This is a genomic window from Micromonospora sp. NPDC048907, from assembly GCF_055586885.1.
Genome location: NZ_JBVJHI010000002.1, coordinates 305,251 through 321,025, shown reverse-complemented (window position 1 = coordinate 321,025; position 15,775 = coordinate 305,251). Strand labels below are relative to the sequence as shown.

The 15,775-nt window shown below is 75.2% G+C and carries 15 protein-coding genes; 10 read left to right on the top strand and 5 right to left on the bottom strand.

From position 1 onward, the window contains the following. Positions 1–119: 119 nt before the first annotated feature. Entirely contained in the window at positions 120–1,298 is a 1,179-nt protein-coding gene (gene coaE / locus ACZ6PY_RS06615; protein WP_466069883.1) for a dephospho-CoA kinase, read from the top strand. A gap of 6 nt (positions 1,299–1,304) precedes the next feature. Here coaE and ACZ6PY_RS06610 read toward each other — a convergent pair whose 3' ends face one another. Then, a complete protein-coding gene (locus tag ACZ6PY_RS06610; protein ID WP_466069881.1) occupies positions 1,305–2,954 on the bottom strand; it encodes a LolA-like protein in 1,650 nt (549 codons plus the stop codon). Between the two features lie 299 nt (positions 2,955–3,253). Between ACZ6PY_RS06610 and uvrB the strand changes: the two genes are divergently transcribed. The 4 genes from uvrB to ACZ6PY_RS06590 all read left to right on the top strand — a co-directional run bounded on the left by uvrB (position 3,254) and on the right by ACZ6PY_RS06590 (position 7,583). Continuing rightward, positions 3,254–5,362 (top strand): excinuclease ABC subunit UvrB, encoded by a 2,109-nt coding sequence (uvrB, locus tag ACZ6PY_RS06605; RefSeq protein ID WP_466069879.1) that lies wholly within the window; start codon positions 3,254–3,256, stop codon positions 5,360–5,362. A gap of 25 nt (positions 5,363–5,387) precedes the next feature. Continuing rightward, the gene (locus ACZ6PY_RS06600; RefSeq protein ID WP_466069877.1) at positions 5,388–6,209 is read left to right on the top strand and encodes a helix-turn-helix domain-containing protein; all 822 of its coding nucleotides are present in this window, start codon (positions 5,388–5,390) and stop codon (positions 6,207–6,209) included. A gap of 25 nt (positions 6,210–6,234) precedes the next feature. Beyond that, the gene (locus ACZ6PY_RS06595) at positions 6,235–6,603 is read left to right on the top strand and encodes a VOC family protein (protein ID WP_466069875.1); all 369 of its coding nucleotides are present in this window, start codon (positions 6,235–6,237) and stop codon (positions 6,601–6,603) included. Between the two features lie 80 nt (positions 6,604–6,683). Next, the gene (locus tag ACZ6PY_RS06590) at positions 6,684–7,583 is read left to right on the top strand and encodes a DUF5753 domain-containing protein (protein WP_466069873.1); all 900 of its coding nucleotides are present in this window, start codon (positions 6,684–6,686) and stop codon (positions 7,581–7,583) included. Between the two features lie 119 nt (positions 7,584–7,702). On the opposite strand, the gene ACZ6PY_RS06585 is transcribed toward ACZ6PY_RS06590, so the two are convergent. Then, positions 7,703–7,996 carry an antibiotic biosynthesis monooxygenase family protein gene (locus ACZ6PY_RS06585; RefSeq protein ID WP_466069871.1) on the bottom strand — a complete coding sequence of 98 codons (294 nt, stop codon included), beginning with the start codon at positions 7,994–7,996 and terminating at the stop codon, positions 7,703–7,705. Positions 7,997–8,098: 102 nt separating this feature from the next. Here ACZ6PY_RS06585 and pnuC point away from each other — a divergent pair, with 102 nt between their 5' ends. The 3 genes from pnuC to ACZ6PY_RS06570 all read left to right on the top strand — a co-directional run bounded on the left by pnuC (position 8,099) and on the right by ACZ6PY_RS06570 (position 11,175). Then, complete coding sequence (gene pnuC / locus ACZ6PY_RS06580) at positions 8,099–8,752, top strand: nicotinamide riboside transporter PnuC (RefSeq protein WP_387117454.1); 654 nt, start codon at positions 8,099–8,101, stop codon at positions 8,750–8,752. Further along, positions 8,749–9,855 (top strand): AAA family ATPase, encoded by a 1,107-nt coding sequence (locus ACZ6PY_RS06575; RefSeq protein ID WP_466069869.1) that lies wholly within the window; start codon positions 8,749–8,751, stop codon positions 9,853–9,855. Before pnuC ends, ACZ6PY_RS06575 begins: the two co-directional genes overlap by 4 nt. Before the next feature lie 321 nt (positions 9,856–10,176). Beyond that, on the top strand, positions 10,177–11,175 hold the full coding sequence (locus tag ACZ6PY_RS06570) for a TerC family protein (RefSeq protein ID WP_466069867.1): 999 nt from the start codon (positions 10,177–10,179) through the stop codon (positions 11,173–11,175). A 60-nt stretch (positions 11,176–11,235) separates the two neighbouring features. Here ACZ6PY_RS06570 and ACZ6PY_RS06565 read toward each other — a convergent pair whose 3' ends face one another. Beyond that, the gene (locus tag ACZ6PY_RS06565) at positions 11,236–12,153 is read right to left on the bottom strand and encodes a C40 family peptidase (protein WP_466069865.1); all 918 of its coding nucleotides are present in this window, start codon (positions 12,151–12,153) and stop codon (positions 11,236–11,238) included. Between the two features lie 43 nt (positions 12,154–12,196). Beyond that, the gene (locus tag ACZ6PY_RS06560; protein ID WP_466069863.1) at positions 12,197–13,294 is read right to left on the bottom strand and encodes a mandelate racemase/muconate lactonizing enzyme family protein; all 1,098 of its coding nucleotides are present in this window, start codon (positions 13,292–13,294) and stop codon (positions 12,197–12,199) included. 44 nt (positions 13,295–13,338) lie between these two features. On the opposite strand from ACZ6PY_RS06560, the gene ACZ6PY_RS06555 reads away from it, so the two are divergent. After that, entirely contained in the window at positions 13,339–14,136 is a 798-nt protein-coding gene (locus ACZ6PY_RS06555) for a tyrosine-protein phosphatase (protein ID WP_466069861.1), read from the top strand. Between the two features lie 3 nt (positions 14,137–14,139). Here ACZ6PY_RS06555 and ACZ6PY_RS06550 read toward each other — a convergent pair whose 3' ends face one another. Next, on the bottom strand, positions 14,140–15,006 hold the full coding sequence (locus ACZ6PY_RS06550; protein ID WP_466069860.1) for a serine hydrolase: 867 nt from the start codon (positions 15,004–15,006) through the stop codon (positions 14,140–14,142). A gap of 72 nt (positions 15,007–15,078) precedes the next feature. Here ACZ6PY_RS06550 and ACZ6PY_RS06545 point away from each other — a divergent pair, with 72 nt between their 5' ends. Continuing rightward, positions 15,079–15,741 carry a class I SAM-dependent methyltransferase gene (locus tag ACZ6PY_RS06545; RefSeq protein ID WP_466069858.1) on the top strand — a complete coding sequence of 221 codons (663 nt, stop codon included), beginning with the start codon at positions 15,079–15,081 and terminating at the stop codon, positions 15,739–15,741. The last annotated feature ends 34 nt before the right edge of the window (positions 15,742–15,775 follow it).

The window sequence follows — 15,775 nt, the reverse complement described above, 5'->3', positions numbered from 1 at the left end:
CGCAGTCGCTGACGGGCCCCGTCCCCGCCGATCCGGTTCCACCGGGTCGCCGGGGGCGGGGCCCTCGCCATGTCCGGGGTCGGTTGGCACCGGAAACGGCCATCGGGTTGACTGTTCCGGTGCTGAGGGTGGGGTTGACCGGCGGGATCGGGTCCGGCAAGAGTGCGGTGTCCAGCCGGCTGGCCGCGCTCGGCGCGGTGATCGTCGACGCGGACCGGATCGCCCGCGAGGTCGTCGCCCCGGGTAGCGAGGGCCTCGCCGAGATCGTGGCGACCTTCTCCGACCGGGTCCTCGACCCCGAAGGGGCGCTGGACCGGGCCGCCCTGGGCGCCGTGGTCTTCGGTGACGAGGCCGCCCGCCGCCGGCTGGAGGCGATCACCCATCCCCGGGTCCGCGCCCGCACCGCCGCGCTGGTCGCCGCGGCGCCCCCCGACGCCGTCGTCGTCAACGACGTGCCGCTGCTGGTCGAGGTGGGGCTCGCGCCCACGTACCACCTGGTGCTCGTCGTGCAGGCGGCCGTGACCACCCGGCTGGAGCGGCTGGCCCGTGACCGCGGCATGGATCGTGCGGAGGCCGAGCGGCGGATCGCCGCCCAGGCCGACGACGCCCGCCGCCAGGCGGCGGCCGACGTGCTGCTCGGCAACGACGGCACGCTGGCCGACCTGCACGCCGCGGTGGACGCCCTCTGGCGGGAGCGGCTGCTGCCCTACGAGCGCAACGTGCGGGAACGCCACGCCGTCCGGCCCGAGCAGGTGGTGCTCGCCGAGCCCGATCCGACCTGGCCCCAGCAGTACGCCCGGCTGGCCGCCCGCATCCGGCACGCCGCCGGGGCGGAGCTGCGGATCGACCACATCGGCTCCACCGCCGTACCCGGGCTGGCCGCCAAGGACGTCATCGACATCCAGCTCACCGTGCCGTCGCTGGCGGAGGCGGACGGACCGCTCGCCGACCGGCTCGCCGACGCCGGCTTTCCCCGGTTGCCCGGCGACTGGTGGGACAACCCCCGCCCGCCCGGCAGCCGGCGGTGGGAGAAGCGGCTGCACGGCAGCGCCGACCCGGGTCGCCCGGTGCACCTGCACCTGCGGGTGGCCGACTCGCCCGGCTGGCGGTACGCGCTGCTGACGCGTGACCACCTGCGCGCCGACCCGGGGCAGCGGTCCGCGTACCTGCAGCTCAAGCGGGATCTGGCGGCCTCGGCGCCGGACAGCGCCACCTACGGCACGCTGAAGGATCCCTGGTTCGACGAGGAGCACCTGCGGGCCGAGGAGTGGGCGGCGCAGACCGGCTGGCGGCCCTGAGAGGGCTCAGCGGCGTTTCGCCGGCGGGTTGACCGCCCGCCGGGCGCCGGGCAGCGCCGGCACCCGCCCGGGTGCGAGGTCCAGCCAGATCCAGATGCCCCGGCCGGTCCGCAGTTCCAGGCGGCGTGGCAGCCCGCCCCGGTCGATCCACCAGCGCAGCCCGGGGCGTACCTCGATGACGTCCACCGTCCGGCCCGCCACCCGGTCGTCGCGGATCCGGACCGCCGCGGCGGCCGGGCCGCCGCCCCGCAGCGCGGTGTCGAGCAGCCGCTCCACGTCGTCGCGGGGCGGTCGCCCGCCCACCCGGACCAGCCCGGCCGGGGCCGGCAGCGGCGGGGCCGCCGGGCCGCCCGCCGGCATCACGAGCCGGGCCACGCTTCCCGGCCTCGCCCGCAGCAGGCTGCGGTGTCCCGGGTCGTCGCCGCCCACCGTCGAGAGGTACGCGGCGGAGCCCGCCCAGCTCACCCACCCGGAGCCGCGCAGGTCGCCGGACGGGGCGGCCAGGGTCAGGCCGGCCCCGCCGGCCGCGCGCAGCCGGGCGGGCAGCCGGGCCAATCGGTCGGCCTCGGCGTCGCTGAGGGCCCGGGGCAGCCCGGGACGCCCGCCGAGCGCGTCCACCGGGCGCAGCGTGGGGCGGTCGGCCCGGGCCAGCTCGACGGTCACCGGGGTACCGTCCGGCAGCCGGCCCTCCAGCCGGTGCAGTCGGGCGTCCCGGTCGACCCAGAGGCGGGGCTGCCGGTCCGGTGGCGGGGTGCCCCGGCCCGCCGGCCGGAGTGGGGCGAGCGGGGCCTGGATGACGTCCACCGGGACCCCGTCGAGGGTCTCCCCGCGCAGCCGGCGGGCCGCGGGTTCGGCCGGGTCGACCCGGGCCGCGGCGAGCCCGAGCAGCAGGTCCCGCACCGCCGGCAGGCCCTGCCCGTCCGGCAGCTCCCGCAGCCGCCACCGGTCGCCCGGAGGCACCAGCGGGGGCGGCGCCGGGGCGGGCGTCGCGGTGGGATCGGGCCGCACCAGCAGCGTCGACGTGGTCGCCTGGACGAGGCCCCGTTCGGCGCCGGCGCCGGGGCCGCTGACGTCCAGGTAGACCAGGGGGCGGGCCCAGTCGACCCAGCCGACCAGCTCGGTACGGCCACCGCCGGCACCCACGCTGACCCGGACGCCGGCGCGGACGTCCCGCTGGTTGGTGACCCGCACGGCGGCCAGCCGGTCGGCCTCGGCGGCGGTGAGCGGGCGGGCCGACTCGGTGGGCCCGGCCGGCTCGGGCGACCAGCTCAGCAGACCGGCGACCAGGGCGGCCGCCGAGGCCGCGGCGGTGGCCGCGAGCGCGATCAGGACGGCGCGGCGGCGGCTGGGTTCCTCGGCGGGGTCGGCGCTGCCGTCCTCCTCCGGGTCGCCGGGGTCGACAGCGGCGGGCAGCGGTCGGGTGACCGCCGCAGCGGCGGGAGGATCGCCGCCGGGGGAGCCGGCGGGCCGGCCGGTGGTGGCGCGGCGGTGGCCGCGGCCGGGCTCGCGGGGGACGGCTGGCGCGCCGGGCCCGGTCGCGGGGATTCCGGTGGCCTCGGCGGGCGGGGCGGGGCTGAGGTCGCCGCTGGGGTCGCCGGTGGGGCCGGCGCCGCGGCTGCGGGCGCGTCGCGGCCGGCGTCCGCGAGAGGTCTCCACGAGTGCACAACGCGGCTGCCGGGTTCCGGTGACGACGCAGGGGCGCTCGCGGCGGCCGGTCAGCGCGTCGAGCGCGACCACCTCGGGTGCGCACGCCGGTTTCTCGGGTGCTGCGACCCCCGGTGCCGGGGACGGCCGGGCCCCGGAGGGGCGGCCACCTTGCCCGGTCGGCCGCCGCGAGCGGCCTACGGTACGAGGGTAGTCCGGTGAGATGAGCCACACAATGGGAATATCGAAGCCGATGAGGGACGGTGCGCGCCCGGCCCGGAAGTGTCGGACGTCCGGCGTACCGTGAGGTCATGGCGCTCGACATTCCCCGGCTCGACGGCCGCTTCCAGGTCGTCAGCGAGTTCCAGCCGGCCGGTGACCAGCCGGCAGCCATCGACGAGCTTGAGCGTCGTGTGCGACGCGGCGACCGCAACACGGTGCTGCTCGGCGCGACCGGCACCGGCAAGAGCGCCACCACGGCGTGGCTGGTCGAGCGGCTGCAGCGGCCGACCCTGGTGCTCGCGCCCAACAAGACCCTCGCCGCGCAGCTCGCCAAGGAGTTCAGCGAGCTGCTGCCGCAGAACGCGGTCGAATACTTCGTCTCCTACTACGACTACTACCAGCCCGAGGCCTACATCCCGCAGACCGACACCTACATCGAGAAGGACTCCTCGATCAACGAGGAGGTCGAGCGGCTGCGGCACTCGGCGACCATGTCGCTGCTCACCCGCCGCGACGTGATCGTGGTGGCCACGGTGTCGGCGATCTACGGCCTGGGCACCCCGGAGGAATACCTCGACCGGGCCGTGCGGGTCGCCGTCGGGCAGGAGCTCGACCGCGACCAGTTGCTGCGCCGGCTGGTCGACATCCAGTACACGCGCAACGACATGGCCTTCCAGCGCGGCACCTTCCGGGTCCGTGGCGACACGCTGGAGATCATCCCGGCCTACGAGGAGCTGGCCGTCCGGATCGAGCTGTTCGGCGACGAGATCGAGAAGCTCTACTACCTCAACCCGCTGACCGGCGACGTGGTCCGCGAGGTCGACAGCCTGATGATCTTTCCGGCCACGCACTACGCGGCCGGCCCGGAGCGGATGGAGCGGGCGATCCGCGACATCGAGGTCGAGCTGGCCGAGCGGCTGGCCGAGCTGGAGCGGCAGGGCAAGCTGCTGGAGGCGCAGCGGCTGCGGATGCGCACCACCTACGACATCGAGATGATGCGCCAGGTCGGCTTCTGCTCCGGCATCGAGAACTACTCGATGCACATCGACGGCCGGCTGCCGGGCAGCCCGCCGCACTGCCTGCTCGACTACTTCCCCGACGACTTCCTGACCGTGGTCGACGAGTCGCACGTGACCATCCCGCAGATCGGCGGCATGTACGAGGGCGACGCCTCCCGCAAGCGGATGCTGATCGACCACGGCTTCCGGCTGCCCAGCGCGGCCGACAACCGGCCGCTGCGCTTCGACGAGTTCCTGGAGCGGGTCGGCCAGATGGTCTTCCTCTCCGCCACCCCCGGCCCGTGGGAGCTGGAGCAGGCCCAGGGCGAGTTCGTCGAGCAGGTGATCCGCCCCACCGGCCTGATCGACCCCGAGGTCATCGTGAAGCCCACCAAGGGCCAGATCGACGACCTCATGCACGAGATCAAGCTGCGGACCGAGCGCGACGAGCGGGTCCTGGTCACCACGCTGACCAAGAAGATGGCCGAGGACCTCTCCGACTACCTGTTGGAGAACGGCATCCGGGTGCGCTACCTGCACTCCGAGGTCGACACGCTGCGCCGGGTCGAGCTGCTGCGTGAGCTGCGCAAGGGCGACTACGACGTGCTGGTGGGCATCAACCTGCTCCGTGAGGGCCTCGACCTGCCCGAGGTCTCCCTGGTGGCGATCCTCGACGCCGACAAGGAGGGCTTCCTGCGCAGCGGCCGGTCGCTGATCCAGACCATCGGCCGCGCGGCCCGTAACGTGTCGGGCCAGGTCCACATGTACGCCGACAAGATCACCCCGTCGATGGCCCAGGCGATCGAGGAGACGAACCGGCGTCGGGCCAAGCAGATCGCGCACAACGAGGCCAACGGGATCAGCCCCGAGCCGCTGCGGAAGAAGATCCACGACATCCTCGACGACATCTACCGCGAGGCGGAGGACACCGAGAACAGCCGGGTCGGCGGGGCCGTCCGACAACTGTCGCGGGGCAAGGCGCCGGTCAAGGAGACCCGCAGCCGCGGCCGCGGCGGCGCGGCGACCCCGTCCCGGGAGGGCATGGCCCGGGCCGACCTGGCCGACCTCATCCAGGAGCTCAACGACCAGATGCTCGCCGCCGCGCGGGAGCTGCAGTTCGAGCTGGCCGCCCGGATTCGCGACGAGGTCGCCGACCTGAAGAAGGAGCTCCGCGGGATGGACGCCGCCGGGGTGAAGTGACGGTCCGGGGCCGGGGGAGGCCGCCGTGTTGACCGAGGCCGTGGTGGGGCTTCCCGACCCCCGGCTCCGGCCCTACGTGGACCGCTACCTCGGCTACCGCGAGCACGCGGCCGGCCCGCTGGTGCGCCGGGAGGCGGCCGGCGCCTTCGTGGTGCTGATCCTCGGGTGGGGCGCCCCGCTGGACGTCACCGACCCGCGCGCCGCCGACCGGGGCGCGCGGGGGACGAGCGCGTTCCTGGCCGGGCCGTTCGACGGCTGGTGCGCGACGCGTACGGCCGGTGAGGGCATGGGCGTGCAGGTGCTGCTGCCCGCCCCGGCCGCCCGCCGGCTGCTCGGGCTGCCGCTGGGCGAGCTGGCCAACCGCGCCCTCCCGGTCGACCGGCTGGGCGGGTGGCTGGCCCGGCTCCGCGACGAGCTGGCCGAGCTGCCCGACTGGGCGGCCCGGTTCGCCCGGCTCGACGCCGCGTTCGCGGCCCGCCTGGCGGTGACCGGGCCGGTCGACCCGCGCCTGGTGGGGGCCTGGCGGCTCCTCGCCGGCAGCGCCGGCGCCCTGGGCGTCGGCGCGCTGGCCGACGAGGTCGGGTGGAGCCGCCGCCACCTGGCGGTCCGGTTCCGGCGGGAGTTCGGGCTCCCGCCGAAGACGGTCGCCCGGCTGCTGCGCTTCCAGCGGGCGTACGCGATGGTCGGCGCCACGCCGGTCGGTGGCGGCGAGCCCGGGCCGGGGTGGGCGGAGCTGGCGGTGCGGTTCGGCTACTACGACCAGTCGCACCTGATCCGGGAGTTCCGCGAGTTCGCCGGGGGCACGCCCGCGGCGCTGGCCGGATCACATTCGTCCAATCCGGCCTGACGCCCCCGGCGGCACACTGGGTCCCATGCGAAGCATCTATCCGGTCCTCCGGTATCCCGACCCCCGTGCCGCCGTCGACTTCCTCCGGTCCGCGTTCGACCTCACCGTCCACGAGCTGCACGAGGGGCCCGACGGCGAGGTGCGGCACGCCGAGCTCGGCTACGGTGGCAGCCTCGTCATGCTCGGCCCGGGGCCCGCCCCGGCGACCCGGCCGGCCGACGACGACTACCGCGTCTACGTGGCCGTCGACGACGTCGACGCGCACCACGAGCGGGCCCGGGCGGCCGGCGCGGAGATCGTCCGGCCGCCGTTCGACACCGACTACGGCTCCCGCGACTACGCCGCCCGCGATCTGGCCGGCCTGGTCTGGTCCTTCGGCACCTACCGCCCCTGACAACCGGCCATAGCTCTGTGCGAGCAAGGTATTGCCCTGCGTGACGGTCATGCGTACTCTCCCTCGGTGGGGAGGCGCACATGCCGTTGTCAGCAAGTCCTGTGGTCCGGCGGGTGCGGCTCGGCGCTGAGCTGCGCCGGCTGCGCCGCCGGGAGTCGCTCACCCTGGAGCAGGTGTGCGGTCGGCTCGGCTGGGCGTCCACATCGAAGCTGTCCCGCATCGAGCTGGGGCAGAGCCGGCCGGACCTGGCCGACGTGCTCGACCTGCTCGACGTCTACGGCGTGCCACCCCACCAGCGGGACGAGCTCATCGTCATCGCCCGGGACGCGGCCACCGGCCGCGGCTGGTCCAGGGCGCTGGGCGAGATGGGGGAGCGGCAGCGGGCGTACGCGGAGCTGGAGGCGGGCGCCGTCCGCATCGTGGACTACCAGCCGGTGCTGGTGCCCGGGCTGCTCCAGACCCCCGAGTACGCCCGGCGGCGGGTGGCGGCCGGCGCGCTGCTCGCCGAGGACGTCGACGTGGAGGCCGACGTCCGGGCCCGCGCGGTGCGCCAGGAGGTGCTGCGCCGGCCCGACCCGCCGCACTACACCGCGCTGATCGACGAACGTGCCTGCGACCCGGGCAGCCTTCCCGCCGACGTCTGGCGGGACCAGCTCCGGCATCTGGCCGTCCTCGCCGAGTGGCCGCACGTGACCGTCCGGCTGCTGCCCCGCGACGTGTCACCCTACGGCGACCTGCATCCGCTCGCGCCGTTCTCCTACTACGCGTATCCGGACCCGGCCGACCCGCGCACGGTGCTCGTGGAGACGCTCACCACCGACCTGCGGCTGGTGACCGAGGCGGACGTCGCCCGCTACGAGCAGCTGGTCGACTGGCTGCTGCTGGCGGCGCTGCCGGAGGACGAGACGGTGGAGCTGCTGACCCGGCGGCTCGGCCCCGCGCCGGTGCCCCGGCCCCGCGAGCCGCACGAGGCCGACTGAGCGGGCCGGTCGACCCCGCGCGGCGTCGGGCGCGCGGCCGCCGGGTCCGGCGCCCCCGATGCCCGTCGGTACCGGCGGCCGGCGCGTCGCGCGCAGGCTATGCCAGGGGTACGACAGCGTCAGGCGGGCACGTCGACGAAGTGCTCGACCAGCGGCGGGTTGGCGAAGTGCGGGCCGATCAGCGCCCGCCACTGCGCGAAGCGCTCGCTCTGCCGGAAGTTGACGTCGTGCGCCTCGACCGAGTCCCACTCGACCAGCAGCACGAACCGGGACGGCGACTCGACGCCGCGGGTCATCCGCACCGAGCGGCAACCCTCGGTGCCGGCGAGGATCGGGCGCGCCGTCGCGTACGCGGCGGCGAAGTCGTCCTCGTGTCCGGGCGTCACGTCGATGAGCGCGACCTCAAGAACCATGCCCGAAGCCTCGCACGCCGGCCGCCCGCGGGTGCGCCCCGGGGGCTGTTCCCCGCGCCACACCCCCTCTAGGGTGTTCGCTCGGGAAACGGGGAGGAACAGATGCTCGACTGGCTCACCGCCACGGCGTTCACGGTCCTGGGCGCCGGCACCACCTGGGCCGAGCTGCTCGGCTTCGCCACCGGTGTGGTCAACGTCTGGCTGGTGGCCCGGCAGCACATCGCCAACTGGCCGATCGGCATCGCCAACGTGCTGCTGCTCATGCTGCTGTTCTGGACCGCCGGCCTGTACGCCGACGCCGGCCTCCAGATCGTCTACGTCGTCCTCGGCCTCTACGGCTGGTGGCACTGGCTCTTCGGCGGGGAGCGGCGCAGCCGGCTGACCGTGGCCCGCACCGGCCGGCGGGAGTGGTGGGCGCTCGGGGTGGCCGGGGTGCTGCTCACCGCCGGGCTCTGGGCGCTGCTGGACCGGGCCACCGACTCCACGGTGCCGCTGGCCGACGCGGTCACCACCGCGCTCTCGCTGCTGGCGACCTACGGCCAGACCCGCAAGCTGGTGGAGAGCTGGTGGCTGTGGATAGCGGCCGATCTGATCTACATCCCGCTGTACGCGTACAAGGGACTCTGGTTGACCGGCGGCCTCTACCTGATCTTCCTGGCGCTCTGCGTGGTCGGGCTGCGGGAGTGGCGGGCGGACCTGCGCCGGCGGTCGGCGGCGACCCCGGTGCCGCCCGGCCCGGCCCCCGTGGCCGCGTGAGCGCGGGGAGCGGGCCGGGTCGGGAGTTCCGGCACGGCCTGGTAGTGGGCAAGTTCTACCCGCCGCACGCCGGGCACCACGCGCTCGTCGAGGCGGCCGCGGCCCGGTGCGCGGCGGTCACCGTGGTGGTCGCGCCGTCCCGGCGCGAGTCGATCCCGCTCGACCTGCGGCTCGCCTGGCTGCGCGAGGCGCACGCCGCCACGCCGTGGGTGCGGTTCGTCGGCCGGTACGACGACCATCCGGTGGACTACGCCGACCCGGCGATCTGGGACCTGCACTGCGCGGTGTTCGCCGACGCGCTCGGCGGGGAGCCGGTGGACGCGGTCTTCTCCTCGGAGGCGTACGGGACGGAGCTGGCCCGTCGTTTCGACGCGGTCGCGGTGTGCGTGGACCTGGACCGGCGGGTGGTGCCGGTCTCCGGCACCGCCGTGCGCGCGGACCCGGTGGCGCACTGGCGGCGCCTGAGCCCGCCGGTGCGGGCGTGGCTGGTCCGCCGGGTCGTGGTGGTCGGCGCCGAGTCGACCGGCACCACGACGATGGCGGCGGCGCTCGCCGCCCACTACGGCACCGCCTGGGTCCCCGAGTACGGCCGCGAGCTGACCGAGCGCAAGCTCGCCGGGCTGCGGCGCGTCCGGCCGGAGGCGACGATCTTCGACGTCACCTGGGACCGGGCCGACTTCGTCGAGGTGGTCCGCGCGCAGCAGGCCGCCGAGGACGAGGCGGCCCGCGCCGGCGGCCCGCTGCTGTTCTGCGACACCGACGCGCGGGCCACCGCCGTCTGGGAGGAGCGCTACCTGGGGTCCTCGTCGGAGGCGGTCCGGGCGGCCGCCCGCCGGCCGGCGCTGTACCTGCTGACCGACCACGAGGGGGTGCCCTTCGCCGACGACGGCCTGCGCGACGGTGAGCACCTGCGGGCCTGGATGACCGGGCGGTTCCGGGAGGAGCTGGTCGGCTGCGGGGTGCCGGTGGTCGAGCTGCGCGGGCCGCACGAGGAGCGGCTGGCGGCGGCCGTGGCCGCCTGCGACGCCCTGCTGGCCGCCGGCTGGTCGTTCAGCGACCCGCTGCTTCCCGCGCCGCCGGGCGCCCGGCCAGCCGGCACCTAGCCTCCTAGGACGCCGTGCGCGGCGAGACCTCTCCCACACCGGAAGACCCGTACCCTGGCAAACGGGACCCCCGGAGATGCGGCGACCCGGGCCGATGGTGAACAATGGCGGCCGAGGAGGGGAGTATTCCCCCGCGACGGAGTCGTCAGCACGGAAGCGCGCCGGACCCCCGGTGGCACGACCCGGCTCCGCCGGTCAGCGTCCCTTCGGGGCCGGTGGCGGAAGAGACCTCCGACAGTCACCAGAGTCAGCGTCGACGCACCCCGACCCCTCACCCGGCGTACGGTGTGCCCGACGCTGTGTGTCTGCCGGAGGATGGATTTGAACGTGTCCGGAATGGTGTGGGCGGGGACGCTGGTCGGGCTGACCGCGGTCCTGCTGGTCGACCTGTTCATCATCGGTCGCCGCCCGCACGAGCCCAGCGTCCGCGAGTCGAGCCTGTGGGTCGGCTTCTACGTGGCGCTGGCCCTGCTCTTCGGGGTGGGCCTGTGGCTCACCTCCGGCCCCAGCGTGGCCGGCCAGTTCTACACCGGGTGGCTCACGGAATACAGCCTCTCCGTGGACAACCTCTTCGTCTTCGTGATCATCATGGCGCGCTTCGGGGTGCCCCGGCGGTATCAGCAGAAGGTGCTGCTCATCGGCATCCTGCTGGCGCTGGTCATGCGGGGTGGCTTCATCGCCGCCGGCGCGGCCCTGATCTCCCAGTTCTCCTGGGTGTTCTACATCTTCGGCGCGTTCCTGATCTACACGGCGGTCAACCTGGCCCGCCAGGGGGAGCCGGACGAGGACGAGTTCAGCGAGAACGTGCTGATCCGGTGGAGCCGCAAGGCGCTGCCACTGTCCCGTGACTTCGACGGGGCGCGAATGACCACCCACGAGAACGGGCGGCGGCTGTTCACCCCGATGCTGATCGTGATGATCGCGATCGGCACCACCGACCTGATCTTCGCCCTCGACTCGATCCCGGCGATCTTCGGCATCACCCAGGAGCCGTACCTGGTCTTCACCGCGAACGTGTTCGCGCTGATGGGGCTGCGGCAGCTCTACTTCCTGCTCGGCGGCCTGCTGGACCGGCTGATCTACCTGAGCTACGGCCTGGCCGTGGTGCTCGGTTTCATCGGGGTCAAGCTGGTCCTGGAGGCCCTCGCCGACAACAACCTGCCGTTCGTCAACGACGGCGAGCACGTGGGCTGGGCCCCGCACATCCCGATCTGGCTGTCGCTCACCGTCATCCTGGGCACCCTGGCCGCGGCCACCGTGGCCAGCCTGGTCAAGTCGTCCCGGGACCGGCGCCGCGAGCTGGCCGGGGCCCGTCGCTGACCGGACCGCACGGAACGGGGCGCCCCCGCGGTCGGGGGCGCCCCTTTTCGGCGTACGGGGTCAGACGCGGTGCGCCCCGACCAGGGTGGCCTCCCGGTCCGGGGGGAGCCGCTCCTCGACGACCAGGCGCTTCACGTAGCAGGCGTGCAGCATCCGCCGCACCTCACCCTGCGGCCCGGTGCTGACGATGCCGACGTGGTGGATCCGCCGGCCGGGCCGGGCGAAGAAGTAGAGGTCGCCGGGGCGTTCCTCGCCCAGCGCCAGGGGCGTGGTCGCCTCGGCCTGGTCGTCGGCGTCCCGGGGCAGGGTCACGCCGTGCCGGCGCCAGGCCAGGTGCACCAGGCCCGAGCAGTCGATGCCGTCGGTGGACAGCCCGCCCCAGATGTAGATCAGATCGCGCAGCCGCTCGGCGAGGGCGAGCACCTCCTTGGCCTCCGGCCGCTCGGCGGGCAGCGGGACCAGGTCGCCCTCCGGGGCCCAGAGCGGGTCGGCCCGACCGGGTGCGAGGACCGGCCGCCAGCCGTCCACGGGCCGCCCGGCCGGTGCCAGGCGGGTGCCGAGGACCACGCCGGCCAGGACCGGCGGGCCGTCGGGCGCGGCGCGCAGCGCGGTGTGGACGGCGTCCACGACCAGCGGGGTGGCCGGCGGGCCGGACTCCGCCGGGGCGGTGAGCTGGGCGGCGGGCAGCCACCCCGGGTAGCCGCGTACGTCGAGCTTGGCGGCGGGTTGGGCCAGGGCGACGACGCGTGCCCAGCCGTCCGCGCGCAGCTCGGTGACCAGCACCCGCTCGCCGAGCAGCAGCTGGGTCAGGACGCAGTCGCCGACCTGCTGGTCGCGGTCCATGCCGGCGATCCAGGCGGCGACGTCCGGCGGATCGCCCAGCGCGGGGCGGTCGACGGGGCGGACCGCCTCGGGGCTGGCCCAGAGGGTCGCCACCGGGACCCGGACGACGGCCTCGCGGCCCGGTTGAAGCTCCATGCCCACCCCCACCTCACGACCTTATGAAAAATTCCAACGGCGCTCAACCATGCGATTGAACCTTTGCTTCACTCACGTCGGCGATCCCGAGGCCGGGCGCGTCCGGCAGCACGACCGTCGCGCCGTCGTAGCGGATCCCGCCGGCGACCGGCGACCAGGCCAGCCACCAGGCGGCGTCGAGGTCCGACACGGCCGTGGTGCCGTAGGCGGCGACCAGGCTCGCCGCCGCGCCGAGGCCCACCTGGCTCTCCATCATGGAACCCACGATGGTGCCCATGCCGTGCGCGGCGGCCAGGTCGAGCAGCGTCCGCGCGGTGTGCAAACCGCCGCACTTGGCCAGCTTGACGTTGACCATGTCGGCGGCCCGCCGGCGGATCACCTCGACCAGGTCGCGCAGGTCGAAGACCGACTCGTCGGCGAGGATCGGCAGCTCCACCCGGTCGCTGACCCAGGCCAGCCCGTCCAGGTCCCGCCGGTGCACCGGCTGCTCGACCAACTCGACGTCCAGCCCGGCGTCCTCGATCCCGCGGATCACCCGGACCGCCTCGCGCGGCGTCCAGCCCTGGTTGGCGTCCAGCCGGATCCGCACGTCGGGGCCCACCGCGGCGCGGACCGCGCGTACCCGGTCCAGGTCGCCCCGCGCGTCCGTGCCGACCTTCAGCTTCAGCACGGTGAACCCCTCGGCCCGGCGCCGGGTCGCCGCCGCCGCCAGGTCCACCGCGTCGCCCGCGGCCAGCGTGACGTCCGTCGGGACGCGCAGCGTGGTGCCGCCGAGCAGCCGCACCAGGGGTACGCCGAGCCGCCGCGCGGCCAGGTCGTGCAGGGCGACGTCGACGGCCGCCCGCGCCGACTCGTTGCCCACCACGGCGCGGCGCACCTCGGCGCAGCGGGCCTGGAGGTCGTCGGCGTCCCGCCCGGTCAGCAGCGGCCCGAGCAGTTGCCGGACGCACGCCTCGGCACCGGCGATCGACGCGCCGGTCACCTGCCAGACCTGCGGCGCCTCGCCGAAACCCGACCGGCCGTCGGTGTCCACCACCTCGACGACCAGGGTGTCCACGGTGGTGGTGCGGCGCAGCGCGGTGACGAACGGGGTGTGTAAGGGGGCCGAGAGCCGGTGGGTGCGTACCGCGGCGATCGTCATGTGCGGCACCCTATACGGAGCCGGTGGCGAACAGGGGAGGGCCGATGATGAGGCGGGACTGGGAGCTGGTGGGCGCGCCGAACGCCCGTGACCTGGGCGGGCTGCCCACCAGGGGCGGGCGGCGGGTCCGCGCCGGCCGGCTGCTCCGCACCGCGGCGCTCGGCCGGCTCACCGACGAGGACCTGCCGGTGCTGGGCAAGCTGGCCCCGGCCTGCGTGGTGGACCTGCGGCACGCCACCGAGCAGGCGGTCGCGCCGCCCGACCGCCTGGCCGGCGAGCCGCGGGTGGTGCACCTGCCGGTCTACGACGCGGCCCACCCGGTGTTCACCTACGTCTCGGCGGTGCTGCTCGGCCACGACCTCGACGCGTACGAGGAGCTGGCCCGGGACGGCATGCCGGGGGCGATGGCGGCCATCTACCGCTGGTTCGTCACCGGCGAGCCGGCCCGGGCGGGGTTCGGTGCGGCGGTGCGGCTGGCCGCCGACGAGGCGAACCTGCCGCTGCTGTTCCACTGTTCGGCCGGCAAGGACCGCACGGGCTGGCTGTCGGTGGTGCTGCTCACCGCGCTCGGGGTGGACGAGCCGGCGATCCGGGCGGACTACCTGCGGCACAACGAGCTGACCGAGAGCCTGCGCGAGGTGCTGCTGGCCGCCATGACCCGCCGCCGGCCGCACCTGGACCCGGCCGTCGCCCGGCCCCTGCTGGAGGTACGGCCGGAATACCTGGACGCCGCATACGACGAGGTGCGCCGGGTGCACGGCACGTTCGACGCGTACCTGCGCGACGGGCTGGGGCTGACCGACGCGACGCTGGCCGCGCTGCGGGCGAACCTGCTGGAGTAGCGGTCACCCGGCCAGGTCGTGCCGGGCCGCCCAGACCCGCGCGGAGACGTGCGCGATCAGGCGGCAGGCGTCGTCCTCGACCTCCTCGCCGCTCGGCCCGCCGTCGGCCAGGTCGGTGGTGGTGCAGACCACGACGGCGTACGGCGGGGCGTCGTCGGGGAAGACCACGCCGGCGCCGTGCCGGACGCCGCGTACCCAGCCGTTCTTGTGCGCGATCCGGGTCCCCTCGGGCAGCCCGGCGGCGAGGTCCTCGCGGTGCTCCTGGGCGAACAGCACGTCCAGCATGGCCGCGCAGCCGGCCGGCGAGGCCAGCGGGCCGGGCCGGCGGGCGCCGAGCGCCAGGCCCCCGAGCAGCGCGGCCAGGTCGGCGGCGGTGACCAGGTTGTCGATGCCGGAGTCGCGGGCCGCGAAGTCCTCGATACCCCGGCCCGTGACGCTGTGCCGGGCCCCGGCCAGCGCCCACGCCTCGGCCACCGCGGGCAGCCCGACCTGACCGATGCAGACGTTGGTGGCCAGGTTGCTGGAGCGGACGATCATCCGTTCGGCGAGCCAGCGCAGCGGCGCCTCACCGCCCACCCGCGCCCAAACCGCGTCGTCGTTGTCGTAGTGCTGGGCGTTGCTGAAGCGGGGCGCGCCGGGCAGGGCGGAGTCGAAGCTGTTGCGCACCGGCACCGGCCGGTCGAGATCCAGCCGGCCGGCCTCGGCGGCGCGGTGCAGCGCCACCAGCACGGCGACCTTCATGGTGCTGGCCGCGTAGTGGGTGGCGTCGGCGTGCCGGGTCCAGGTGGGCGGGGCGTCGAGCCGCCCCACGTACGCCGAGACGGTGCCGGGCACCTTGTCCAGGTGCGCGTCGAGTTCCTCCCAGATCATGCCGGTGACCGTAGCGGATCATCGCGGCGGGCGGGGCTGCGGTCCGGCCCGGCCCGGGTCTAGCGTGCGCAGATGACGACCGCCGCGTACGACGCCATCGCCGACTGGTACGACGACTACGTCACGACCACCGCCACCGGCTACAGCGACCGGGTCCGGTCGGTGCTGGCCGAGCTGCTCGGTCACGGTGCCGGGCGCTGCCTGGACCTGTGCTGCGGCACCGGGGCGCACGCCGCCGAGCTGCGCCGGCTGGGGTGGCGGCCGGTTGGGGTGGACCTGTCCGGCGGGCAGCTGCGCCACGCCCGGGGGCGCCTCCCGGTGGCCCGGGCCGACGCGACCGCGCTGCCCCTGCCGGCCGGCGCCGTGCCGGCGGTGGCCTGCGTGCTCGCCCACACGGACATGCCCGACTACCCGGCGGCGATCGCCGAGGCGGCCCGGGTGCTGGCACCCGGCGGGCGGCTGGTCCACGTCGGCGTGCACCCCTGCTTCGTCGGGGCGTTCGCCGACCGCTCCGACCCGGGCCGGGCCGTGATCGACGGCGGGTACGCCGAGCGGGAGCGAAGTTTCCGGTCCTGGAACACCGTCGGCGTGCGCGCCCGGGTCGGCGCCTGGCACCTGCCCCTGGCCGACCTGCTCAACGCGGTCACCGCCGCCGGCCTGACGCTGACCGCCGTCCGCGAGTCCGGCCCCGGCCCGATCCCCGACATCCTGGCCCTCCAGGCCACCAAACCCTGACCCCCCACCCACCCCCACCCCACCCCGCCCCGCC

What these genes read in the sequence shown, in the direction of transcription:
- uvrB (WP_466069879.1), top strand. Translation starts at nt 3,254, where the DNA reads ATGGCGCTCGACATTCCCCGGCTCGACGGCCGCTTCCAGGTCGTCAGC.
- ACZ6PY_RS06595 (WP_466069875.1), top strand. Translation starts at nt 6,235, where the DNA reads ATGCGAAGCATCTATCCGGTCCTCCGGTATCCCGACCCCCGTGCCGCC.
- ACZ6PY_RS06585 (WP_466069871.1), bottom strand. Translation starts at nt 7,996, where the DNA reads ATGGTTCTTGAGGTCGCGCTCATCGACGTGACGCCCGGACACGAGGAC.
- ACZ6PY_RS06590 (WP_466069873.1), top strand. Translation starts at nt 6,684, where the DNA reads ATGCCGTTGTCAGCAAGTCCTGTGGTCCGGCGGGTGCGGCTCGGCGCT.
- pnuC (WP_387117454.1), top strand. Translation starts at nt 8,099, where the DNA reads ATGCTCGACTGGCTCACCGCCACGGCGTTCACGGTCCTGGGCGCCGGC.
- ACZ6PY_RS06550 (WP_466069860.1), bottom strand. Translation starts at nt 15,006, where the DNA reads ATGATCTGGGAGGAACTCGACGCGCACCTGGACAAGGTGCCCGGCACC.
- ACZ6PY_RS06555 (WP_466069861.1), top strand. Translation starts at nt 13,339, where the DNA reads ATGATGAGGCGGGACTGGGAGCTGGTGGGCGCGCCGAACGCCCGTGAC.
- ACZ6PY_RS06565 (WP_466069865.1), bottom strand. Translation starts at nt 12,153, where the DNA reads ATGGAGCTTCAACCGGGCCGCGAGGCCGTCGTCCGGGTCCCGGTGGCG.
- ACZ6PY_RS06545 (WP_466069858.1), top strand. Translation starts at nt 15,079, where the DNA reads ATGACGACCGCCGCGTACGACGCCATCGCCGACTGGTACGACGACTAC.
- ACZ6PY_RS06560 (WP_466069863.1), bottom strand. Translation starts at nt 13,294, where the DNA reads ATGACGATCGCCGCGGTACGCACCCACCGGCTCTCGGCCCCCTTACAC.